Below are 23,632 nucleotides of genomic sequence, written 5' to 3'. Positions count from 1 at the left end.
ATGTTGATCCGCTAGGTGCCCTGACGACGACGTGGAGGCAGCGCTGATGACCCCTGGACCCGTCGCCGGGGCCGCCACGTCCAAGGTGGAAACGGCCTACGAGCTGATCCGCGAGCGGATCCTCTCGGGGCAGTACACGCCCGGGTACCGGCTCGTCCTGGGGGCGCTGGCCAAGGAGCTGGGCTCCTCCTCGGTGCCGGTCCGGGAGGCCGTCCGGCGCCTGGAGGCGGAGGACCTCGTCGAGTTCGAGCGCAACGTCGGCGCCACCGTCCGCGGCCTGGACCCCGTGGAGTACCGCTGGACCATGGAGACCCTCGCCGTCGTCGAGGGGGCGGCCGTCGGGCAGGCCGTCCCGCTGCTGACCGCCGACGACCTGCAGGAGGCGCGCCGGCTCAACGAGCTCATGCGCGCCGAGCTGCGCGGACTGACCCGCGGGGACTTCGACACCCAGCGCTTCACCCAGCTCAACCAGCGGCTGCACCGGACGCTGGCCGCTCCCTGCCCCAACCCGCACCTGCTCGACCTCGTCGACCGCGGTTGGCGCCGGCTGAGCACGTTGCGCACCAGCGTGTTCTCGATGGTCCCCGAGCGCACCCGCCGGTCCGTCGCCGAGCACGACGGGCTCATCGAGCTCATCGCCTCCGGCGCCGACCCCGCCGCCGTCGAGCAGGCCGCCCGCGCGCACCGCGCGGCCACCCTCACGGCGGTGCTCGCCCACGAAGCCGCCCACCCCCCCGAGGTCCGCCCGCCCGGCTGACCCGCCGCCCCGCGACGCTCCCCGACGACGACCAGGAGGAAACCGTGACCACGGACACCGCGACCGAGGCGACCGCCCGCCACGTGCCCGACGGGCTGCCCACCCACCTGCAGCACTTCATCGACGGCGAGCTGCGCGACTCCGCCGGCGGCGAGACCTTCGACGTGCTCGACCCGGTCTCCAACGAGAACTACGCCACCGCCTCCGCGGGCCAGGCCGCCGACGTCGACGCCGCCGTGCGCGCCGCCGGCCGCGCCTTCGAGGACGGCCCCTGGCCGACGATGGCGCCCCGCGCCCGCGCCCGCGTCCTCAACAGGATCGCCGACCTGGTCGAGGCGTCCGACGCACGCCTGGCGGAACTGGAGACCTTCGACACCGGCCTGCCCATCACCCAGGCCCTCGGGCAGGCGCAGCGCGCGGCGGAGAACTTCCGCTTCTTCGCGGACCTGATCGTCGCCCAGACCGACGACGCGTACAAGGTGCCCGGCAAGCAGGTCAACTACGTCAACCGCAAGCCGGTCGGCGTCGCGGGGCTCATCACGCCGTGGAACACCCCGTTCATGCTGGAGAGCTGGAAGCTGGCCCCCTCCATCGCCTCCGGGTGCACCGTGGTCCTCAAGCCCGCGGAGTTCACCCCGCTGTCAGCGAGCCTGTGGGCGCAGATCTTCACCGAGGCAGGCCTGCCGAAGGGCGTCTTCAACCTCGTCAACGGCATCGGCGAGGAGGCCGGCGACGCCCTCGTCAAGCACCCGGGCACCCGCCTGATCTCCTTCACCGGCGAGACGACCACGGGTCAGCTCATCTTCCGCAACTCCGCGGCCCACCTCAAGGGCATGTCGATGGAGCTCGGCGGCAAGTCGCCGGCGGTCGTGTTCGCCGACGCGGACCTCGAAGCCGCGCTGGACTCCACGCTGTTCGGCGTCTTCTCCCTCAACGGTGAGCGCTGCACCGCCGGCTCGCGCATCCTGGTCGAGCGCAGCGTCTACGACGAGTTCGTCGAGCGCTACGCCGCCCGTGCGAAGAACATCGTCGTGGGGAACCCGCACGACCCGGCCACCGAGGTCGGGGCTCTGGTGCACCCGGAGCACTACGAGCGCGTCCTGGGCTACGTCGAGGTCGGCAAGACCGAGGGCCGGCTGGTCGCCGGTGGTGGCCGTCCCGAGCACCTGCCGGTCGGCAACTACCTGGCGCCCACCGTGTTCGCCGACGTCCCCTCCACGGCCCGGATCTTCCAGGAGGAGATCTTCGGGCCCGTGGTGGCGATCACGCCCTTCGAGGACGAGGCCGACGCCGTCCGCCTGGCCAACGACGTCAAGTACGGCCTGGCCGGCTACGTCTGGACCTCGGACCTGCAGCGCGGGCACCGCGTCGCGCACTCCATCGAGGCCGGCATGGTGTGGTTGAACTCCCACAACGTGCGCGACCTGCGCAGCCCCTTCGGCGGGGTGAAGGCCTCCGGCCTCGGCCACGAGGGCGGCTACCGCTCCATCGACTTCTACACCGAGCAGCAGGCCGTCCACATCACCCTGGGCGACGTGCACACCACCCGCTTCGGCGCGCGCGCCGCCAGCGAGATCGACTACTGACCGAGACTCTCGACGAGGAGATCACCGTGACCGACGCCCTGCCCACCCCGCCCGACGTCATCCGCTGCGCCTACGCGGAGCTCGTCGTCACCGACCTCGAGAGGTCGAAGTGGTTCTACACCGAGCTGCTCGGGCTGGTGGTGACCGCCGAGACCGAGGACGCGCTCTACCTGCGCGCCTTCGAGGAGTACCTGCACCACTCCCTGGTCATCCGCAGGGGTCCTGTCGCGGCCTGCGCCAAGCTCGCCTACCGGGTGCGCACGCCGGGGGACCTCGACCTGGCGGAGGACTACTACCGCGCCCTGGAGGTGCCGGTGCGCCGGGTGCCGGCCGGCACCACGAAGGGCATCGGGGAAGCCGTCCAGGTCGAGGACCCCCTGGGTTTCCCCGTGGAGTTCTTCCACGACGCCGAGCACGTCGAGCGCTTCACCCAGCGCTACGACGTCCACGGCGCCGGTGCCATCTCCCGGCTGGACCACTTCAACGTCGTCACCCCGGACGTGCCCGCCGCGCGGGAGTACTACGAGGGCCTCGGCTTCAAGGTGTCCGAGGACATCGAGGACGAGGAGGGCACCGTCTACGCGGCCTGGATGTACCGCAAGCCCACCGTGCACGACGTGGCGCTCACCGGTGGTGACGGCCCCCGGATGCACCACATCGCGTTCGCCACTCACGAGCGCAGCCAGATCCTGCACCTGTGCGACCACCTCGGCGCGGTCCGCCGCTCCGACCAGATCGAGCGCGGCCCGGGTCGGCACGGCGTCTCGAACGCGTTCTACCTGTACCTGCTCGACCCGGACGGGCACCGCATCGAGATCTACACGCACGACTACTACACCGGTGACCCGGACAACCCGGTCATCACCTGGGACGTGCACGACAACCAGCGCCGCGACTGGTGGGGGAACCCCGTCGTGCCCTCCTGGTACTCCAACGCGTCCACGGTGCTGGACCTGGACGGCAACCCCCGTGAGGTCGTCGAGCGCGAGGACGACCGCGAGGCCGACGTGACGATCGGTGCCGACGGCTTCTCCTACACCCGCAGGGACGAGGTGGAGCAGGGCTTCAAGGTCGGCCACCAGGTCTGAGGCGCGGAGCAGGAGGCGAGGAGGAGGACGCATGACGAGCACGACGACGGGCGGAACGACCAGCGGCGCGGGCAACGCCGTGAGCGGCGGCGCCGAGCGCGAGCAGCGGCTGCTGCGGGACGTGCCGACGCAGTTGTTCATCGGGGGCACCTGGCGCGACGGCAGCGCCGGCACGCTGACCGTGGAGGACCCGGCCACCGGGCAGGTGCTGACCAGCATCGCCGACGCCTCGGTCGAGGACGGCGTCGCCGCCCTCGACGCCGCGGTGGCCGCCCAGCACGACTGGGCGCGCACCCCGCCCCGGCAGCGCGCGGAGGTCCTGCGCCGTGCCTTCGACGCGGTCACCGAACGCGCGGAGGACTTCGCGCTGCTGATGACGCTGGAGATGGGCAAGCCGCTGGCCGAGGCCCGCGGCGAGGTGGCCTACGGCGCGGAGTTCCTGCGCTGGTTCTCCGAGGAGGCCTCGCGCATCTCGGGGCGCTACGCCCAGAACCCGGCCGGCGGCTCGCGGATGCTGACGATGAAGCAGCCGGTGGGCCCGTGCCTGGCGATCACGCCCTGGAACTTCCCGTTGGCCATGGGCACCCGCAAGATCGGCCCGGCCCTGGCCGCCGGCTGCACCATCGTCGTCAAGCCGGCCACCCAGACGCCGCTGACGATGCTGGCCCTGGCGCGGGTCCTCCAGGAGGCCGGTGTGCCCGACGGGGTCCTCAACGTGGTCACCACCTCGCGCACCAGCCAGGTGATGGCCCCGCTCATCGCCGACCCGCGGCTGCGCAAGCTGACGTTCACCGGCTCCACGCCGGTGGGGCAGGCGCTGGTGCGCCAGTCGGCGGACCGCCTGCTGCGAACCTCCATGGAGCTGGGCGGCAACGCACCCTTCCTCGTCTTCGACGACGCCGACCTGGACGCGGCGGTCGAGGGCGCCGTGGCCGCGAAGATGCGCAACATGGGTGAGGCGTGCACGGCCGCGAACCGCTTCTACGCCCAGCGCGACGTCGCGGAGGAGTTCTCGCGCCGACTGGCCGAGCGGATGAGCGCGCTGCGCGTCGGCCGCGGCACCGAGGAGGGCGTGCAGGTCGGGCCCCTCATCGACGCGCGCGCCCGCGAGGACGTCGCCGCCCGCGTCAGCGAGGCGGTGAGTGCGGGTGCCGAGGTGCTCACCGGAGGTGCGGGCGTGGGGGAGGAGGGCTACTTCTACGCCCCCACCGTCGTCACGGCGGTGCCGGCCGGTGCACGGCTGCTGACGGAGGAGACCTTCGGGCCGGTCGCACCGGTGGTCGCCTTCGACACCGAGGAGGAGGGTGTCGCTCTGGCCAACGACACCGAGTACGGTCTCGTCGGGTACGTCTTCACCGAGGGTTTTTCCCGCGGCATGCGGGTGGCCGAGGCGCTGGACACGGGGATGGTGGGCCTGAACGCCGGGGTCATCTCCAACGCCGCCGCGCCGTTCGGTGGCATCAAGGCCTCCGGGTTCGGCCGCGAGGGCGGTTCCGAGGGAATCGAGGAGTACCTGGAGACCAAGTACGTCGGTTTCCCGGTGTGATCGGCTCGTGCCCGCCCGGTGGGGCGGGCACGAGCACGCAGGTCCCCACCGTGACGAAGGAGTCATCAGTGTCCGCCACCACCTCCAGAACACCGCAGTCCACGTTGGCCGCCGAGCGGCGTCGGGTCGCCACCGCGACCGTCGTCGGCACGACCGTCGAGTGGTACGACTTCTTCATCTACGCCAACGCCGCAGGCCTGGTGTTCGCGCAGAACTTCTTCGAGCCTGCCGGCGGATCGATCGCGATCCTGCTCTCGTTCGCCACCGTCGGGCTCAGCTTCCTGTTCCGCCCGCTCGGTGCGGCTCTGGCGGGGCACTTCGGGGACAAGCTCGGCCGCAAGCGCATGCTCGTCCTCACGCTGCTGCTCATGGGTGGGTCCACGACGCTCATCGGCGTGCTGCCGACCTACGCCCAGGCCGGTGTCGTCGCCCCGGTCCTGCTGATCCTGCTGCGCATCCTGCAGGGGCTGTCGGCCGGGGGTGAGTGGGGCGGGGCCGTGCTGATGGCGGTCGAGAACGCACCCGTCGACAGGCGCGGCAAGTTCGGCGCCTACCCGCAGATCGGAGTGCCGCTGGGCATGCTGCTGGCCTCGGGTGTCCTGGCCCTCATGAGCGGGGTCTTCGCCCGGGGCGAGGCGTTCGTCGAGTGGGGCTGGCGGGTGCCGTTCCTGCTCAGCGTCGTGCTGCTGGTCGTGGGCATCCTCATCCGCCGCGGTGTCGAGGAGAGCCCAGTCTTCCGGGAGATCGCGGTCCGCGGCGCCAGGACCCGCGTGCCCCTTGTGCGGCTGTTCCACAAGCACGCCCTGCTCGTCCTGCTCGCCGCGCTGACCTTCGCGGGCAACAACGCGGCCGGGTACATGACCACCGGTGGGTTCATCCAGAACTACTCCACGAACCCCGACGGCCCGCTCGGCATGGACCGCACCTCCGTCCTGCTCGCCGTGCTGTTCTCCGCCGTGGTGTGGCTGGTCTCGACGTGGACGGCCGGGGTCGTGTCCGACCGCATCGGCCGGCGGAACACGTACATCGTCGGCTGGATCTGCCAGCTGGCGGCGATCTTCCCGATGCTCGCCCTGGTCAACACCGGCGACGCCCAGTTCCTGGCGCTGGGCCTGGGGATCTTCAGCATCGGTACCGGGCTGACGTACGGCCCGCAGTCGGCGTTCTTCTCCGAGTTGTTCCCGGCCTCCATCCGCTACTCGGGGGTGTCGATCTCCTACGCCCTGGGAGCGATCCTCGGCGGCGCGTTCGCGCCGACCATCGCGACCGCGCTCGTCCAGGAGACCGGAACGGTGTACTCCGTCGGCTGGTACCTCACCGGGCTGACCGTCGTGGCGTTCGCCGCCACCCTGCTGATCCGGGACCGCCGGGGCATCGACCTGGGGCCGGAGAACGAGGAGGAACAGGCGAAGAACCCGATCTACGGCGTGCGTCACACCTGATCCACGCGCCGGACGCGCACCGACCGACCTGGAGGACCCGGATGAGCGCTGACGCCGACGGCGTGCCGAAGGCCACCACGGGGGTCGTCGCCGACCTGGACGTGGGGATGCCGGGCCGGGTGCGGGACCTCACCCGCGGTGCTGGAGCAGTACCGCCGGGACCGCTCCGGCCGCTCGAGCGACGCTCCCCCGCTGTGCGTCGTCGAGGCGGGCTCGATCGCCGACGTCCAGCACACCTGCCGCACCGCCAGCGCGCACGGCGTCCCGGTGGTCACGCGCGGGGCGGGTACCGGCCTGGCCGGTGGGGCGATCGCGGGCAGCGGGGAGATCGTGCTGTCCACGCGCGGGATGGACCGCGTGCTGCGGATCTCCCCGCAGAACCGCCTGGCGGTGGTCGAGCCCGGCGTGCTCAACGCCGATCTGAACCGCCTGCTGGCCGGGCAGGGGTTGTGGTGGCCCCCCGACCCGTCCAGCCGGGAGATCTCGACCGTCGGCGGGAACATCGCCACCAACGCCGGGGGCCTGCTCTGCGCCAAGTACGGCGTGACCCGCGATGCCGTGCTGTCGCTGAAGGTGGTGCTGGCCGACGGCCGGCTCATCGGCGTCGGTCACGACACCGTCAAGGGGGTCACCGGCCTGGACCTGTGCGCGCTGGTGGTCGGCTCCGAGGGAACGCTCGGGGTGATCGTCGAGTGCACCCTGAAACTGCGTCCGCTCGTGCGGGGCGCGGTCGCCACGATCAGCGCGTCCTTCCCCTCCGTCGAGCGGGCCGCGGCGGCCGCCGCGAGCGTCGTGGCAGCCGGGTGGACACCCGCGGTCATGGAGTTGATGGACCGCCGCACGCTGGAGTGCGTCGGCCGGTACAGCGGGACCGACCTGCTCCCCCGGGGCGGCGCGCTGCTGCTGGTGCAGACCGACGGCAGCGCTGCCCTCGAGGAGGGGGAGGCGGTGCTGGCCCTCGCCGTCGCCGCCGGGGGCGATGCGGAGCTCACGACGGACCCCGACGAGGGTGCCCGGCTGATGGCCGTGCGCCGGCAGGCGTTCCCGGCCATCGAGGCCCTGGGGACGTTGCTGGTGGAGGACGTCGCCGTTCCGCTGGAGGCGATGAGCGCGGTGTTCGCACGGGTGCGTGAGCTGGAGGAGCGCTACGGCCTCGTCATCCAGACCGTCTGCCACGCGGGGGACGGCAACCTGCACCCCACCTTCGCCTTCCAGGGCGAGGAGGTGCCCGAGGTGGTCCGGCGGGCGGCCGGGGAGCTGTTCGAGTTCGCCCTGGAGGTGGGCGGGACCCTCTCCGGGGAACACGGCATCGGCGTGCTCAAGCGCCGGTGGCTGGGCGACGAGCTGGGGGAGGACCAGCTCGACCTGCAGCGGCGGATCGAGGAGGTCTTCGACCCGGCGGGCATCCTGAACCCCGGCAAGGTCTTCGCGCCGAAGTCTCGACCAGGCGGGTGCGCGTGACCGCCACGACCGTTCCGGACGGGCTTCCGGCGAGCGGGTTCCCGTCCTAGGGTGGTGACGTCCGGGCGACGGTCCCGGTGCCCGCAAAAGGGGCACGAAGCGGTGGTTCCGCGAGACACACATGGAAACCTCCCGCACCGTCCTCCGGAGTCCACGTGTCCACCACGTCCGCCCTGGTCGCCCACGCCCTCGCCCCGCACGTCACCGATGCCTTCGGCCTGATGGGCAACGGCAACGCCCGCTTCATCGACGCCCTGCGCACCGCGGGACGGGTGCGGTTCACCCCGGTCCGCCACGAGGCGGCCGCCGTCGCCGCGGCCGACGCCTACTGCCGCGCGAGCGGCCGCACCGCCGTCGCGACCACCACGTACGGCGCGGGTTTCACCAACGCAGTCACCCCGCTCGCCGAGGCGGTGCAGGCGCGAACACCCCTCGTGCTCGTCGTGGGCGACCGGCCGGCCGCGGGTCCACGACCGTGGGACGTGGACCAGGGAGCGATCGCCGCGGGGGTCGGTGTGCGCACCTTCACCGTCGGCCCGGACGACGCGGTCGCCGTGACGACCGCGGCGCTGCAGCACGCCGTGAGCGAGCGCGCTCCGGTGGTCGTGGCGATTCCCTACGACGTCGCGGCGCGCGAGGCCGGACCGGTACCCGGTGCCGGGGAGCTGCCGGCGCTCCGGGCGCCCGCGCCGGTGGACGTGGACCTCGCTGCGGCCGCTGCCGCGGCAGCGGACCTGGCTTCCGCCCGGCGACCGTTCCTGCTGGCCGGGCGCGGCGCCGTCCTGGCCGGTGCGGGTGCCGTCCTCGGGGAGCTCGCGCAGGCTCTCGGTGCCGTCACGGGCACCACGGCGACGGCGCGCAGCGTCTTCCCCGACCCGCGCTTCGACCTCGGTGTCACCGGGGGTTTCGGCGACGAGGAGGCGATGGCGGTGGTGGGCGAGGCGGACGTCGTCCTCGTCGTCGGCGCGGGCCTGAACCAGTTCACGACACGTTTCGGTCGCCTCTTCGGTGCCGGCGCCCGGGTGGTGCAGATCGACGAGGCGGAGGGGCCGACCCACCCGGTGGTGACGCGGTTCGTCCGGGGCGGTGCCACCGCCGCCGTGCGGGCCGTGCTCGACGCCCTGCCCGCCGGAGCGAACGCGGCCCCCGAGTGGCGCGCCGCGGCCGCTGCGCTGACGCAGCGCGGGCTGCACCGCCGGCACCCGGGTGCCGGGGTGGCACCGGACGGGCGGCTCGACCCCCGCACCGTGGCCACCCGGCTGGCGGAGGTCCTGCCCGAGGACCGCGTCGTCGTCTCCGACGGTGGTCACTTCATCGGCTGGGCCAACTCCTACTGGCCGGTGGCGGAGCCACACCGCATGCAGATGGTCGGTACCGCGTACCAGACGATCGGGCTGGGCCTGGCGAGTGCCGTCGGCGCAGCACGGGCCTGTCCGGGCTCCACGATCGTCCTGTCGACGGGGGACGGCGGCTGCCTCATGGCTCTGGCCGACCTGGAGAGCGTGGTGCGCACCGCCCGCCGGGGCGTGGTCGTCGTCTGGAACGACGCCGCGTACAACGCCGAGGTGAGCCTGTACGGCGCGCAGGGCCTGGCGCTCGAGCCGATGCTGATCCCCGAGGTGGACTTCGCCGGGCTGGCCCGCGCCGTGGGTGCCGAAGCGGCGGTGGCGCGCACCGTGGAGGACCTGGAACGCCTGACGGAGTGGCTCACCTCCGGGCGCGAGGGCGTCTTCCTCCTCGACTGCCGGATCAGCGCGAGCGTCGTGGCGCCCTACCAGGAGGAGATCATCGCGGTGAACACGGCCGCGGAGCAGGCGGCGAGCGCCGGTCGCCGCCCCGAGGAGGGCGGTGACCGGCCCGGGGTTCAGGCGCCGCGGGCCACCGGCAGGCGCAGCAGCGGCGCGAAGTAGGCCGCGAGTTCCGCGTGCGCGTCCAGCGGCAGCACGTTCGCCACGTACTGGTCCGGGCGCACCACCACGACGGCACCGCCGCGGTCCACCCCCCGCACCTCGAAGACGTCCGCCGCCGGATCGGCGGCGTAGACCTTCTCGTGGTCGATCAGCTCGAACGGCCCGGTCCGGGGCTTGAACACCTCCGGGACGGCGGTGATGTCGACCTCGGGGTGGGCCTGCTGGTAGACCACCTTCACGTCGAACCACGCGTCCAGGTCGGCGTCAGCGGGGGTGGCGGCCAGCGGGGAGTCGGCGGCGTCGGTGAGCCACTGCGCGAGCCGGTCGACGGCCGAACCCGTGCCGGCCCGGGCCGCGTCGGCGAAGACGTAGATCCGCCAGCGCCCGTCGGCCGTGGCGTGGTGGCCGAGGTGGACGGGGTTGCCGTCGCAGACTCGGACGACGGGCGCGGACTTGAAGCGCCTGCCGACGGGGAAGCCGGTCGCGAGCTGCTGGTGGGCGGGCTCGGCCACCAGCTGGGAGGGGGCGTACTGGACCGCGAGACCGGCGAGGTTCTCGGCGGTGCCGACGTAGTACCTCTCCAGCTCGCCGGGGTCCGCCATCTCCTCGGGCTTCTTGGCCATGAGCGTGGACCACTCGCGGTCGAAGTCGATGAGGGCCTGGGCGGCGACCTGCCGCTCGGCCGAGTAGGTGCCCAGCAGGCTCTCCGGGCTGCGCCCCTCCAGGACGTGCCCGAGCTTCCAGGCCAGGTTGAAGCCGTCCTGCATGGACACGTTCATGCCCTGACCGGCCTTGGCGCTGTGGGTGTGACAGGCGTCGCCCATGATGAACACGCGTGGCGTGCGGGTGCCTGCCTCCTCGGGCAGGACGTCGTCGAAGCGGTCCGTCAGGCGGTGGCCGACCTCGTAGACGCTGTGCCAGGCGACATCGCGGACGTCGAGGGTGTACGGGTGCAGGATCTCCTGCGCGGTGGCGATGATCTGCTCGATCGTGGTGCTGCGGACCGCGCTGCTGCCGCCCTCGGGGACCTCGCCGAGGTCGACGTACATGCGGAACAGGTGCCCGCCCTCGCGCGGGATGAGCAGGATGCTGCCGCCCGTGGCGGACTGGATGGCGCACTTGCGCCGGATGTCGGGGAAGTCGGTCACGGCCAGGGCGTCCATGACGCCCCAGGCGTGGTTGGCGGCGGCGCCGGCGAGCGTGCAGCCGATCGAGGCCCGCACCTTGCTGCGCGCACCGTCGGCACCGACGACGTACTTGGCCCGGACGGTGCGGCTCTGGCCCGCGCGCTCGCCCGCCGTGTGGACGAGGGTGACCTCGACGGTGTGCTCGCCGTCCTCGTGGACCTGCAGGCCGCTGAACTCGTAGCCGTAGTCCGGGCGCATCCGGGTGGGGGAGTGCGCCATGAACTCGGCGAAGTAGTCGAGCACGCGGGCCTGGTTGACGATGAGGTGCGGGAACTCGCTGATGCCCGAGGGGTCGTCGGGCGTCAGCGCGGTGCGGACGATGCGCGCGGGGTCGTCCCGGTCCGGCTTCCAGAAGGCGGTCTCGGTGATCCGGTACGCCTCGGCGGTGATCCTGTCGGCGAAGCCGAACGCCTGGAACGTCTCCACGCTGCGGGCCTGGATGCCGTCGGCCTGGCCGATGGCCAGGCGGCCCTCGCGCCGGTCGACGATGCGGGTGACCACGCCGGGGAAGCGGGAGAGCTGGGCCGCGGTGATCATGCCGGCCGGGCCGGTCCCGACGATCAGCACGTCGACCTCGTCGGGCAGCTCGTCCGGGCGGTCGAGCCCGACGCCGGCTGCGGGCTGGGTGCGCGGGTCGCCGGAGACGTATCCGTGGTGGTGGAACTGCACGGGCTGTGCCCACCTCTCTGTGGCCGCCTGCGCCGTCGTCGGCGCGTTCGATATCAGAACTGTGAACTCTGATGTGGAACAACCGTAGGGACGGCCGCGGGAACCGTCAAGGCCGGCGCCTCGGTATGGTCGTCGGCGACGACGGGTTTCGACGAGGGGGAGGGCGTGGCGGTCGAGGGAGCGCTGTCGCAGACGCTGTCGCGCGGGTTGCGGGTCCTGGAGCTGCTCGCCGAGGCGGAGCGGTCCCGGAGCGTCGACGACGTCGCCGCCGGTCTCGGGCTGCACCGCTCCATCGCCTACCGGCTGCTGCGCACACTGGAGGCCCACCGCCTCGTGGACCGGGACCCGGCCGGGCGCTACCGCCCGGGCGTCGGGCTCGCCGTGCTGTCGCGCTCGGTGCTCCCGGACCTGCGTGCCGCGGCCGAACCGGTGCTGGAGGCCGTCGCGGCGGACCTGGGTGTCACCGCCTTCGCGGTGGTCGCCCGCGGCGAGGACTGCGTGACGCTGGCCAGCGTGGAACCGCGGCGCCCCGGTGCGAGCCTCGCCCAGCGGCCGGGGACCGTCCACCCCCTGCAGCGGGGGGCCCCGGGCCTGGCGCTGCTCGCCGCCCGCCCCGCGCCGGCCGAGGGGGCGCGCGCCGCCGAGGTCGCCGCGGTGCGCCGCCGCGGCTGGGCGATCTCCCACGACGAAGTGATCCCGGGTCTGCGGGCGGTCGCGGTGCCGGTGCCGGCGCACCTGGAGGAGCCGTGTGCCCTCGCGGTCGTCTACATCGACGGCACCGTGCTCGACGAGGAGCACGTCGCCGAGCGCCTGTCCACCGCGGCCGGCGAGCTGTCCGCGGCGCTGGGGCGCGGCGGTGGTGGTGCGACGGGTGCGCTCGGGTGAACGAGCCGGTGCGGGGAACTCCCCGGTGGTGGTGCCCCGGTTAACATCGTCCGGATCGCCACGGCGTCGTGGCGACGTCCGAGGAGAGGGAGGTCCACGTGGCTCCGACGGCTCCCAGCACCCGCCCCGGTGGGGGTGGTCACCTGCAGCTGCAGGGCATCGACGCCTTCAGCGACGCGGTCTCCTCCACCTTCGTCCCGCTGCGGGTGAGCACGAACGCCCCGGACCGCTTCCGCGCGCGCCTGCGCCGCACGACCGCGGGCAAGGTCGAGGTGACCGAGGTCGACGCCCGCCGCCACCTCGTGGAGCGCACCGCTGAGCTCGTGCAGCGGGGAGGGGTCGCGCACTTCAAGGTCAGCGTGCAGCTGGAGGGCAGCTGCCTGCTGGTGCAGGAGGGCCGTGAGGCGGTCCTGGGCGCCGGCGACCTGGCGGTGTACGACACGTCCCGCCCGTACTCCATGGCGTTCGACGACGACTTCCGCGCGGTGGTCCTCATGTTCCCGCACTCGCTGCTCGGCCTGCCGCCGGAGCGGGTCCGCGAGCTGACGGCGACGCGGTTCAGCGGTGCGCAGGGCCTCGGCGCGGTCGTGGCGCCCTTCCTCGCGCACGTGGGCGAGCAGCTCGACCGGCTCCCCGGTCCCGCCCGCACGCGCCTGAGCACGCACGCGCTGGACCTGGTGAGCACGATGGTCGCCACGGAGCTGGACGTGCGCGGCAGCGTGGACGCCCGGCGGCACGCCCTGCTCGCCCGCGTGCACGACCACATCGAGGCGCACCTGGCCGACCCCGGGCTGAACCCGGCGAGCATCGCCGCGGCGCACCACGTCTCCACGCGGCACCTGCACGCCCTGTTCCGCGCCGAGGGGGCGACCGTCTCCGGCTGGATCAGGGCGCGCCGGCTGGAACGCTGCCGGCGCGACCTGACCGACCCCGGGCAGCTCGAGCGGCCCGTCGCCGCGATCGGCGCCCGGTGGGGCTTCCCCGACCCGGCGCACTTCTCGCACGCCTACAAGTCCGCCTACGGCGAACCGCCCTCGCGCACCCGCGGCGCGCTGCACCGCGAGTGAGGCCGCGGGCCGGCGCCTTCACCGCACCAGGTGCGCAGCGGCCTTCTCGCCGATGAGGACGCTCGGCGCGTTGGTGTTCCCGGAGGTGATGCGCGGCATCACCGAGGCGTCCGCGACGTGCAGGCCCTCGATCCCGCGCACGGCGAGCTGCGGGTCCACGACGGCGCGGTCGTCGACGCCCATGCGGCAGGTGCCCACCTGGTGGTGGTAGGTGATCACGGTGCGGCGCACGTAGTCCCGCAACTCCTCGTCGGTGCGCACGCCCGGCCCGGGGTAGAGCTCCTGCGCACCCCACTCCGCGGCCAGCGCGGCTGCGGCGCCGATCTCGCGGCACTGGCGCACCGAGAACACCAGCGCGTCCAGGTCGGTCGCCTCCGACAGGGCGGCGGGGTCGATGAGCACCTCGTCGTCGGGGGAGGGGCCGGACAGCCGCAGCTCGCCACGGCTCTCCGGTCGCACCAGCCCGGCCATCAGGGAGAAACCCGTCGCGGGTCCCCGCATCCACGGCTCGTACATCGGCACGCTGAAGTGGATCGGCTGGGTATCGGGGACCTCCAGCCCCGGGCGGCTGCGGGCGAACAGGTGCGTCTGGGTGATCGAGGAGCCGCCGGTGGGTGGGTCGATCTCACGACGGGTGGTGGTGAAGATGACCGGGGACAGGAAGTGGTCGTGCAGGTTCTTGCCCACCCCCGGCAGGTCCAGCACCGGGCGCACCCCCACGGCCTCCAGTTCCGCAGCCGGACCGATCCCGCTGAGCAGCAGGATGCGGGGGGAGCCGATGGCTCCGGCCGAGAGGACGACGCGGCCGGCGTGCTGCCGGACGACCTCCCCGCCGGTCTCGTACTCCAGGCCGACGACGCGACCGCCTTCCACCAGCAGGCGGTGCACGTGCGCGCCGGTCACGACGTCGAGGTCCGCCGAGCCGATCACCGGGCGCACGTACGCCGTGTAGGTGGTGAGACGCCGTCCGTCGCGAACGGTGATCTGCTGCTGGGAGACCCCGTCCAGCTCGCCGGAGTTGTAGTCCGGGTTGACGGGGACCCCGCTCTGCCGGGCCGCCTCCAGGATGGAGCTCTGGATCGGCGCCAGCGGGTAACCGCCGACGACGTCGAGCGGGCCGCCCTTGCCGCGCACCTCGCTGGCGCCGCCGTCGTAGTCCTCGATCGCCTTGAACACGGGCAGCACGTCGGCCCAGGACCAGCCCTCGCACCCGGAGTCGGCCCACGCGTCGTAGTCCGAGGCGTGCCCGCGCACGTAGATGGTGGCGTTCAGGGCGTGCGATCCGCCGACGACCTTGCCGCGCGGCAGGTGCAGCCGGCGGTCGGCGGCGTGGACCTGCGGGATCGTGTAGTAGTCCCAGTCGTCGGTGCTGTGCCACAGCTCCCCGAGGCGGCCGACGTCGTGGATCGCCGGGTTCAGGTCGTCCCCACCGGCCTCCAGCAGGAGCACGCGCTGACCCGCGTCGACGAGACGCCGGGTGATCACGGAACCGGCTGAGCCGGCGCCGACGACGATGGTGTCGTAGGACGGGGTCGTCTCGCTCAAGGTCGTCTCCTTCGACGGCTGCGGCGCACTGGTCGCGCACCACCGTGCCCCGGCGTGCGCGGCCCGTCACGGGGTCGCGCACGTTCCTGCGCCCCGGGACAAGGGGCTCTCGCTGGGGCACAAGGGCCCGGTGCCCCCGCCCGTGGTCGAGCACCGTCGCCCCGGGCGCCGCGCCCACGGCTCACCGCGGGGCAGCGAGTCGTGCGAGACTCCGACCCGTCCACCGCTCGGCTCGCCGGAGAGCCGGTGGGAAGAGGTGCAGGAGTGTCCGCGGCCGCTCCCCGAGGCGATCCCGCTGGAGCACCGCACCGGGAGGGAGACGATCATGCGCTGGGGCGTGACCGGAACCGAGCAGCACGACGTGGGCACGGGCGAGGGCTTCGAGGGCTGGGGTGCAGCCGTGGAGCGCTCCTTCCCGCCCCTGCGGCTCGCGCTGCCGCGGGCCGGCGCCTTCCACGGGCGCATCCGTTCAGCCGGTCACGACCGGTTCCGCGTCTGGGACATCTCCGCGTCCCCGCACCTGGTGGAGCGCTCGCGCAACCAGGTGAGCGACTCGCTCGGGCAGTACTTCAAGCTCTCCTTCCAACTGTCGGGCACGGGTCTGGTGCGCCAGAACGGTCGGGAGCTGCTGCTGCGGCCTGGTGACATCACCCTCTACGACACCTCGCGGCCGTACTCGATCCTCTTCGAGGAGGACTTCCGCTTCGTCGTCGCCATGTTCCCCCGCGATGCGCTGCAGTTCCGCCTCCGCGACGTGGAGGCCCTGTCGGCTGTCCGGCTCGACGGTACGCAGGGGGTCGGCGCCCTGCTGAGCGGGTTCCTGCGCGGGTTGCCGACGGGTCTGGCCGGCCTGCCGCCGGCGGCGGTGTCGCGCGTCTCCCACGCTGCGCTGGAACTCACCGCCAGCCTCATCGACGCCCACCTCGGGGAGGAGGAGTCCTCCCGTGAGGTCCTCCGCCGACGGATCCACGCCCACGTCGAGGAGAACCTGCACGACCCGGCCCTCTCGCCGGCGTCCATCGCCGCCGCGCACTACCTCTCCCTGAGGTCGCTGCACGCGCTGTTCGAGGACGAGGACTTCACGGTCGCGGCGTGGATCCGGCACCGGCGGCTGGAGCACTGCCGGGAGGACCTGTGCGACCCGGCGCTGGCGCACCTGCCCGTGTCGGAGGTGGCCAGCCGGTGGGGGATGCCGGACGCGGCCCAGTTCAGCAAGGCGTTCCGCCGCGCCTACGGCACCACGCCCACCGCTTGGCGGGCGGCCGCCACCTCGCGCTCCACGACAAGTGCTCCGCCACCGAGGGACAAGACCGCTCCGGCGCCTGCACCGAGCATGGGGTGAGTCCCGGCCCTCCCAGGGGCGTGGGACGTCCCGGTCCGCGCTCGAGGAGGAGTGGCCATGACGCAGGACGCGCAGCAGCAGGCACCGCAGCAGGAGGTCGACGTCGTCGTCGTCGGAGCGGGGTTCGCGGGGCTCCACGCCCTGCACGAGCTCCGGGGCCGCGGTCTGTCGGTCCGGGTCCTGGAAGCCGGTCACGGCGTGGGGGGTACCTGGTACTGGAACCGCTACCCGGGGGCGCGCTGCGACGTGGAGAGCACGGACTACCAGTTCTCCTTCTCCGAGGACCTGGTGCGCGAATGGCGCTGGAGCGAGCGCTACCCGCGGCAGGAGGAGCTGCTGCGCTACCTCGACCACGTCGCCGACCGCTTCGACCTGCGTCGCGACATCTCCCTGGGGCGCCGCGTGGTCAGCGCGGTGCTCGAGGAGGAGGACGTGACGTGGACCGTGGCGACCGAGCAGGGCGAGCGGTGGCGGGCGCGCTGGTTGATCATGGCTACCGGCTGCCTGTCGGTCCCGCGGTTGCCGATGGTGCCGGGCCTGGAGGACTTCCGCGGTGACTGGTACCACACCGCGTCCTGGCCCGCGGACGGCGTCGACTTCACCGGCGAGCGCGTCGCCGTCGTCGGCACGGGTTCCTCGGGCATCCAGTCGATCCCGCTGATCGCCGAGCAGGCCGCCGGGCTGCTGGTGCTGCAGCGCACGGCCAACTACAGCGTGCCCGCCTTCGACCACGAGCTGGGGGAGGAGGAGCTCGAGCGGCTGCAGCAGGACTTCGCAGCCCGGCGCGAGTTCACGCGCAGCTCGGCACTGGGGCTGGCAGCGCCCGCCGACCCCCGCTCGGCGCTGGCCGTCAGCGAGGAGGAGCGGCGCACCCAGTACGAGACCCGGTGGCGCATGGGCGGTCTGCCCATGATCGGTGCGTTCGCCGACCTCATGGTCGACCGCGCCGCCAACGAGACCGCCGCTGCGTTCTTCCGCGACAAGATCCGGGCCAAGGTCGACGACCCCGAGACCGCCGAGAAGCTGCTCCCCCGGGGGTACCCGTGGGGCGCCAAGCGCGTCTGCGTGGACAGCGGCTACTACGAGACCTTCAACCGCAGCGACGTCACGCTGATCGACCTGAACGAACAGCCGCTGCGCCGCATCACCCCGCGAGGCGTGCTGGTCGGCGAGACGGAGCACGAGGTCGATGCCATCGTCTTCGCCACCGGGTTCGACGCGATGACGGGCGCCCTGATGGCCATCGACATCCGCGGGCGCGACGGCCGGAGCCTGCGGCAGGCCTGGAGCGCCGGGCCGAAGACCTACCTCGGCCTGGCTGTCGCCGGCTTCCCCGGCCTGTTCACCGTCACCGGCCCGGGGAGCCCCTCCGTGCTCAGCAACATGGTGGTGTCCATCGAGCAGCACGTCGAGTGGATCGCCGACGCGATCTCCTGGTCCCGAGAGCGGGGCACCGAGGTCTTCGAGGCCACGCAGGAGGCGCAGGAGGCCTGGGTCGAACACGTCAACGCGGTCGCCGACTCCACTCTGTTCACGGAGGCGAACTCCTGGTACCTGGGGGCGAACGTCCCCGGCAAGCCCCGGGTGTTCATGCCGTACGCGGGCGGTGTGGGCGCCTACCGGCAGAAGTGCGACGAGGTCGCCGCCGCGGGGTACGAGGGCTTCCGCGCGGTACCCGCGCCCGGAGCGGAACGACGCCGCGCCGACCGGTCCGCCCCCGTCGTCGCCTGAACACCCCGGAGGAGGATGCAGCATGAGCGCAGTGGACACGGGCACCCGCACGATCGCCGTCCACGGGGGAACCCACCTCGAGGTCCTGCAGGACGGAGCGGGTGAGCCGCTCGTCCTGGTCTGCGGCACGAGCCAGTCCCAGCACCTGTGGGCGCCGATCCTGCCGCCCCTGACCGGGCGGTACCGCGTCACCACCTACGACCACCGCGGCATCGGCGGCTCCGCCCGGGGTTCGGGCGAGCTGAGCGCCGCCTCGCTCGCCGAGGACCTGAACACCCTCCTCGCGGGTCTCGGCATCGCTCGAGCGCACGTGCTGGGGTGGTCACTGGGCAGCGTCGTGGCGCAGGAACTCGCGATCCGGCACCCGGACCGCGTGGGCAGCCTCGTGCTCGCCGCGACGTGGGGGCGCACCAGCACTTACCAGCAGGCGGTGTTCACCGCCCTCCGGCACCCGTGGCGCACGGGGGACCGGGCGGCGGCCCTGACCGCTCTGGGCATCGCCTACTCGCGCGAGCTGCTCGCCTCCGACGCGTACGCGACGATGGGGCAGCAACTGGAGCCGCTGTTCCCCGTGGGGGAGCAGATGGCGACGGTGGTCGAGCAGTGGGACGTCGACCTCGCCCACGACGCGCGGGACCGGCTGGGTGCCGTCACCGCACCGACGCTGGTCGTCGCCGGCGAGCAGGACCTGCTCACCCCTCCCGAGGAGGGGCGCGCGGTCGCCGAGCTGATCCCAGGTGCGCGCTTCGAGCTGTTGACCGGGCCGGGGTCCAGCCACGCCGCCCTCATGGAGCGGCCGGGCGACTTCGACGAGATCGTGCTCGGCTTCCTCGCCGAGCACCCACTGCCCGCCGGACGGCGGAGCGCGGTGTGAACGCGCCGCAGCCGCCTTCGCCGGCACGACGAAGGCGGCTGCGCTCGCCCAGGCCCGCGGGGTGGACGAAGTGCCGGTCGTGCGCTCGGGGACAAGCCTCGTACGCACAGGGGCAAGCGCCCGACCCGCGCACGAGCGACCCTGGTGGCAGACGTCCGCGGTCCGCTCACCGAGGAGCCCGCGATGATGCGAAGGAGCACCATGACCGTCACCGACGCGCCCACCGCCGAGGACCTGCTGGCCCGCGTGGTGGCCGTGCAAGGGGAGGGCCGGGAGGTCCGTGAGCCCGCCACGGGAGCGGTGCTCGGCCACGCTCCCGTCCAGACCACCGAGGACCTCGACGCGGCCGTGACCGCGGCGCGCGCCGCGCAGCCCGGCTGGGCCGCGCTCGGCCACGAGCAGCGCTCGCAGGTGCTGCTGCGCATGGCCGACCGCGTCGACGCCGTCGCCGAGCCGCTCGCGCGGCTGCTCGCCCGTGAGCAGGGCAAGCCGCTGAACGGACCCAACGCCCGCTTCGAGGTGGGGGCCTGCTCGTCGTGGCTGCGCGCCACCGCCGCCACGGTGCTCGAGCCGCAGGTCGTCGTCGACGACGGCACCACCCGTGCCGAGCTGGTCTACCGCCCGGTCGGCGTCGTCGGAGCGATCGGCCCGTGGAACTGGCCCCTGATGATCACGGTCTGGCAGATCGCCCCCTCGCTGCGCATGGGCAACACGGTCGTGGTCAAGCCCTCGGAGCACACGCCGCTCAGCGTCCTGGCACTGGTGTCGATCCTCGGCGAGGAGCTGCCCGAGGGCGTCCTCACCGCCGTATCCGGGGAGCGGGAGGTCGGCGCGCGTCTGGCCTCGCACCCGGACGTGGACAAGGTGATGTTCACCGGTTCCACCGCCACCGGCCGCAAGGTCATCGAGAGCTCGGCCGGCAACCTGGCGCGGCTCACCCTCGAGCTCGGCGGCAACGACGCCGGGATCGTCCTGCCCGACGCCGACCCGGAGGCGATCGCCGAGGGCTTGTTCTGGGGCGCGTTCATCAACACCGGCCAGACGTGCGCGGCGCTCAAGCGGCTGTACGTGCACGACTCCCTCTACGAGAGGGTCGTCGACGCCCTCGCGGAGGTTTCGCGGAAGATGCCGATGGGGCCGAGCCTGGACGAGACGAGCGTGCTGGGGCCGCTGCAGAACAAGCAGCAGTTCGACGTCGTCGCCCGGCTGGTGGAGGACGCCAAGCAGCGCGGCGGGCGGATCGTCACCGGCGGTGAGCCGGCGACCGAACTGGGGGAGCTGTTCTTCCCGATCACGCTGGTCGCCGACCTCCACGACGGCGACCCGCTGGTCGACGAGGAGCAGTTCGGCCCCGCGCTGCCGATCGTCCGGTACAGCGACGTGGAGGAGGCGATCGCCTCCGCCAACCGCCTCGACGTCGGCCTCGGCGCCTCCGTGTGGTCCTCCGACCCGGCAGCCGCCCGCGTCGTGGCCGAGCGCATCCAGGCAGGCACCGTGTGGATCAACTCCCACGGCAGCGTGCACCCCATGGTGCCGTTCGGCGGGGTCAAGGGCTCCGGGTACGGGCTGGAGTTCGGTGTGGAGGGCCTGAAGGCGGTGGCGGTCCCGCAGGTCATCAGCGCCGCCGCTCCCACGATCGCGCCCACGGCCTGACACGGGCGTCGCCCGGCGCCGCGAGGAGCGGTGTCCGGGCGGCTCCTCGCGTCCAGCCCAGCAGCTTCCACGCACCCGGGCGAGCGCGCCGGTGCGAGCGTGTGGTCACCGTGAGGCCGGCTGCGTCGTCGCCGCATCGACGCCCTGGTTCGCCGACGACCGGTCGTGCCGGGCCGGCAGCGCAGGAGGCGGTGCGGGAGGGGTGGTGACCGCGGAGCGCGAAACCTGCGCGTTACCAGGACTTCTCGGTGAGGAAACCCACCGGCCAGTGTTGACTCTACAGTCGGAGACTCAACGAGGAGGCTCGCATGACCACGACCGCGACCACGCCTGACAGCCGTTCCGCCGCCAGCGGTCGGCACCCCCTGCCGTCACCGACCGAGCAGGAGGGCCCCGCTGTCCGCGGCGCGCTCGAGGACGCCGGCTCGATCCACGAGAACACCCGCTCCGCCCGTGCAGCCCTCGCGTTCCGCGGGCAGAACCGTGGCTGAGGCGGTGGTGGCACCGGAGCGGCGCGCCGGTGGGTTGCACGGTTCCATCGGCGTGCCGGGGATCGTCTTCCTCGTCGTCGCCTCCGCGGCGCCGCTCACCGCCGTCGGCGGCGCCCTGCCGGTGATGCTCGCCATCGGCAACGGTCCAGCGACACCGCTGGCCTACCTCGCCGTCGCTGCCGTTCTGCTGCTCTTCAGCGTCGGCTACGCCGCGATGAGCAGGCACGTCACCGACACCGGCGCCTTCTTCGCGTACGTCACCAAGGGGCTCGGCAGGGCGCCGGGGCTGGGTGCGGCCGGACTGGCGCTGCTGACCTACACGGCCATCCAGGCGGGCATCTACGGCCTGGCGGCCACGACGCTGCAGAGCCTGGTGGTGCAGTACGGCGGCCCGGACCTGCCGTGGTGGCTGTGGGCCCTCGCGCTCGTCGCCGTCGTCGGCGTGCTCGGCTACCGCAACATCGACCTGGGCGCCAAGGTCCTCGGCGTCCTGCTGGTCCTCGAGATCGGCATCGTCGCGTTGCTGAGCATCGCCGTGTTCGTCCAGGGCGGACCCGAGGGGTACTCCCCGCAGTCGTTCGACCCGAGCCGCTTCACCTCCGGATCGCCCGGGATCGCCCTGATGTTCGCCATCGCCTCCTTCATCGGTTTCGAGGCGACGGCCATCTACGGCGAGGAGGCGCGCGATCCGAGGCGCACCATCCCCATCGCGACGTACGTGGCGGTGGTGCTCATCGGTGTCTTCTACGCCTTCGCCAGCTGGGCCGTCGTCGTCGCCGTGGGACCCTCGCAGGTCGAGACCGTCGCCGGGGAGCACACCGCCGACCTCGTCGTGGGAGTCGTCAGCGGGCAGTACCTCGGCAGCTTCGGCGACCACGTCCTGCCCGTCCTGCTGTTCACCAGCTTGTTCGCCGCGCTGCTGGCGTTCCACAACGCCATCGCCCGCTACTGCTTCGCCCTGGGCCGGGCCGGGGCCCTGCCGCAGCTGCTGAGCCGCACCCACGACCGCCACCGCTCGCCGCACGCGGGCTCGGTCACGCAGACCGTCTCCGCCGTCGCCGTCCTGGCCCTCTTCGCCCTGGCCGGTGCCGACCCCGTCGCTCAGCTGTTCACCTGGATGTCGGGCCTGGCGACGGTGAGCGTGCTGGCTCTCATGTTGCTGGCCTGCCTGGCGGTGCTGGTGTTCTTCGCCAGGTCGGCGGTGGACCGGCGCAAGTGGAACACCCGCGTCGCGCCGGCGCTCGGCGGGGTGGGCCTGCTGGTGGTGCTCGTGAGCGTGCTCGCGAACTTCACGACGCTCATCGGTGGGTCGACCGGTCTCGCCGCCGTCCTCCTCGGACTGGTGGTTGCCGCGTTCGCCGCCGGTGCGGCCGGCGCCCTCCGGCCGGCACGGCCGAAGGAGGCTCCGGAGCCCGCTCCGACCACCACGGCACCGTGAACGGGTGCGGGCGAGGTGGAGCCCGGTTCCACCTCGCCCCGCGCCCCTCACCGGCGGTGCGAGAGCCTGCCCACCCCGGCGTCCGGCAGTTGCGCCAGCGGGTGCAGAACTCCCTCACGGTGCGCCCACGCCGCCGCCTCCAGCCGGCTCGCACTGGCGGTCCGCCGCCGCACGGCCTCCACGTGGGAGTGCACCGTCCGGAGGGAGATGTCGAAGAGGCCCGCGATGGAAGCGTCGTCCATGCCCAGTGCCAGACAGGTCAGCACGTCGACCTCCCGCCGCGTCAGCCCCGCCGGCAGTTCTTCGGGGAGGGCGTGCACCAGGAGTGCAGCGCCGCCCGTCGCCCGGTCGTCGCAGTGCATCGGTTCCACGACGAACCGGTACCACTGACCGCGGTCGGGCCACCACGCGGTGAGTCGGCGCCCGCGGTCGAGCCGCACGTTGTCCAGCACCCGGGTGAACGCCGGGTCGCCGAGGAAGGGCGGAGGTTCGTACCCCGCCACCTCGCGGGTGCGTGTCCCGTCGACCACCACGGCCGAGGAACCTCGCGGGACCCGAGCGGACAGTTCCAGCAGTGGCGCCCGGTGCTCCTGGTGCAACCACCGGGCCAGGGCGGGTTCCACAGCTGCGGCGATCGTCCGCTCGGCGTTCCCGAAGGACTCGCGCATCGCCGAGAGGTGCAGGAACCCCACGGTCTCTCCGCCGAAGACCAGGTGCACCGACATGCCGTCCCGGAATCCGAGAGGCTCAAGGTGGCGCCGGAAGAAGGAACCTTCGCGGAAGGAACTGCTGCGGTCGGTGGACAGGGAGAGCGGCAGTCGCGAATTCATGATCCAGGGCAGGTGCGGGTCGCGCAGGAAGTCCCGCGCAGGTTCCTCGTCCGCTGCACCGGCGTGACCGCGAGCGGCGACGATCGACGTGCTGGCCCCGTCGACGAGTTGCAGCGCAGAGGCGTCGCTG

General features: G+C 72.9%; 18 protein-coding genes. 15 read left to right on the top strand and 3 right to left on the bottom strand.

The window, feature by feature from the left end; genetic code table 11:
* The first annotated feature begins 46 nt into the window (after positions 1 to 46).
* The 7 genes from ACRYR8_RS03360 to ACRYR8_RS03330 all read left to right on the top strand — a co-directional run bounded on the left by ACRYR8_RS03360 (position 47) and on the right by ACRYR8_RS03330 (position 9,790).
* Positions 47 to 757 (top strand): GntR family transcriptional regulator, encoded by a 711-nt coding sequence (locus tag ACRYR8_RS03360; RefSeq protein WP_432482657.1) that lies wholly within the window; start codon positions 47 to 49, stop codon positions 755 to 757.
* A gap of 44 nt (positions 758 to 801) precedes the next feature.
* Positions 802 to 2,343, top strand: a complete 1,542-nt coding sequence (gene hpaE / locus ACRYR8_RS03355; protein ID WP_432482656.1) for a 5-carboxymethyl-2-hydroxymuconate semialdehyde dehydrogenase — start codon at positions 802 to 804, stop codon at positions 2,341 to 2,343.
* Between the two features lie 26 nt (positions 2,344 to 2,369).
* Positions 2,370 to 3,431 (top strand): 3,4-dihydroxyphenylacetate 2,3-dioxygenase, encoded by a 1,062-nt coding sequence (gene hpaD, locus ACRYR8_RS03350; RefSeq protein WP_432482655.1) that lies wholly within the window; start codon positions 2,370 to 2,372, stop codon positions 3,429 to 3,431.
* Positions 3,432 to 3,462: 31 nt separating this feature from the next.
* Complete coding sequence (locus ACRYR8_RS03345; protein ID WP_432482654.1) at positions 3,463 to 4,977, top strand: NAD-dependent succinate-semialdehyde dehydrogenase; 1,515 nt, start codon at positions 3,463 to 3,465, stop codon at positions 4,975 to 4,977.
* Positions 4,978 to 5,045: 68 nt separating this feature from the next.
* Complete coding sequence (locus ACRYR8_RS03340) at positions 5,046 to 6,419, top strand: MFS transporter (protein WP_432482653.1); 1,374 nt, start codon at positions 5,046 to 5,048, stop codon at positions 6,417 to 6,419.
* A gap of 138 nt (positions 6,420 to 6,557) precedes the next feature.
* Positions 6,558 to 7,880 (top strand): FAD-binding oxidoreductase, encoded by a 1,323-nt coding sequence (locus tag ACRYR8_RS03335; protein ID WP_432482652.1) that lies wholly within the window; start codon positions 6,558 to 6,560, stop codon positions 7,878 to 7,880.
* 155 nt (positions 7,881 to 8,035) lie between these two features.
* Positions 8,036 to 9,790: a thiamine pyrophosphate-binding protein gene (locus ACRYR8_RS03330; protein WP_432482651.1), complete on the top strand. Its 1,755-nt coding sequence runs from the start codon at positions 8,036 to 8,038 to the stop codon at positions 9,788 to 9,790.
* Here ACRYR8_RS03330 and ACRYR8_RS03325 read toward each other — a convergent pair.
* Entirely contained in the window at positions 9,745 to 11,646 is a 1,902-nt protein-coding gene (locus ACRYR8_RS03325) for an FAD-binding monooxygenase (RefSeq protein ID WP_432482650.1), read from the bottom strand. The genes ACRYR8_RS03330 and ACRYR8_RS03325 overlap by 46 nt on opposite strands.
* A gap of 165 nt (positions 11,647 to 11,811) precedes the next feature.
* Here ACRYR8_RS03325 and ACRYR8_RS03320 point away from each other — a divergent pair, with 165 nt between their 5' ends.
* Together ACRYR8_RS03320 and ACRYR8_RS03315 are read left to right on the top strand one after the other, a co-directional pair.
* Entirely contained in the window at positions 11,812 to 12,531 is a 720-nt protein-coding gene (locus ACRYR8_RS03320) for an IclR family transcriptional regulator (protein WP_432482649.1), read from the top strand.
* 143 nt (positions 12,532 to 12,674) lie between these two features.
* Entirely contained in the window at positions 12,675 to 13,598 is a 924-nt protein-coding gene (locus tag ACRYR8_RS03315) for an AraC-like ligand-binding domain-containing protein (RefSeq protein ID WP_432482722.1), read from the top strand.
* A gap of 18 nt (positions 13,599 to 13,616) precedes the next feature.
* Here the strand turns inward: ACRYR8_RS03315 and ACRYR8_RS03310 are convergent, their stop codons facing one another.
* Positions 13,617 to 15,143 carry a GMC family oxidoreductase gene (locus ACRYR8_RS03310; RefSeq protein WP_432482648.1) on the bottom strand — a complete coding sequence of 509 codons (1,527 nt, stop codon included), beginning with the start codon at positions 15,141 to 15,143 and terminating at the stop codon, positions 13,617 to 13,619.
* Positions 15,144 to 15,480: 337 nt separating this feature from the next.
* Between ACRYR8_RS03310 and ACRYR8_RS03305 the strand changes: the two genes are divergently transcribed.
* The 6 genes from ACRYR8_RS03305 (at position 15,481) to ACRYR8_RS03280 (ending at position 22,672) form a co-directional block, all read left to right on the top strand.
* A complete protein-coding gene (locus ACRYR8_RS03305) occupies positions 15,481 to 16,485 on the top strand; it encodes an AraC-like ligand-binding domain-containing protein (RefSeq protein WP_432482647.1) in 1,005 nt (334 codons plus the stop codon).
* Between the two features lie 57 nt (positions 16,486 to 16,542).
* Entirely contained in the window at positions 16,543 to 18,216 is a 1,674-nt protein-coding gene (locus tag ACRYR8_RS03300) for a flavin-containing monooxygenase (RefSeq protein ID WP_432482646.1), read from the top strand.
* 22 nt (positions 18,217 to 18,238) lie between these two features.
* Entirely contained in the window at positions 18,239 to 19,090 is an 852-nt protein-coding gene (locus ACRYR8_RS03295) for an alpha/beta fold hydrolase (protein ID WP_432482645.1), read from the top strand.
* Between the two features lie 201 nt (positions 19,091 to 19,291).
* Positions 19,292 to 20,743 (top strand): aldehyde dehydrogenase family protein, encoded by a 1,452-nt coding sequence (locus tag ACRYR8_RS03290; protein WP_432482644.1) that lies wholly within the window; start codon positions 19,292 to 19,294, stop codon positions 20,741 to 20,743.
* A gap of 308 nt (positions 20,744 to 21,051) precedes the next feature.
* Positions 21,052 to 21,234, top strand: a complete 183-nt coding sequence (locus ACRYR8_RS03285; protein ID WP_432482643.1) for a hypothetical protein — start codon at positions 21,052 to 21,054, stop codon at positions 21,232 to 21,234.
* A complete protein-coding gene (locus ACRYR8_RS03280; RefSeq protein WP_432482642.1) occupies positions 21,227 to 22,672 on the top strand; it encodes an APC family permease in 1,446 nt (481 codons plus the stop codon). The genes ACRYR8_RS03285 and ACRYR8_RS03280 overlap by 8 nt, the downstream gene beginning before the upstream one ends.
* Before the next feature lie 47 nt (positions 22,673 to 22,719).
* Here ACRYR8_RS03280 and ACRYR8_RS03275 read toward each other — a convergent pair whose 3' ends face one another.
* Positions 22,720 to 23,502, bottom strand: a complete 783-nt coding sequence (locus ACRYR8_RS03275) for a helix-turn-helix transcriptional regulator (RefSeq protein ID WP_432482641.1) — start codon at positions 23,500 to 23,502, stop codon at positions 22,720 to 22,722.
* Positions 23,503 to 23,632: the final 130 nt, after the last annotated feature.

Origin of the sequence: Kineococcus esterisolvens, assembly GCF_050871405.1 — a bacterium.
Lineage (GTDB): Bacteria > Actinomycetota > Actinomycetes > Actinomycetales > Kineococcaceae > Kineococcus.
Note: the sequence above shows the minus strand (reverse complement) of the source record. Positions and strands in the feature narration are given on the sequence as shown.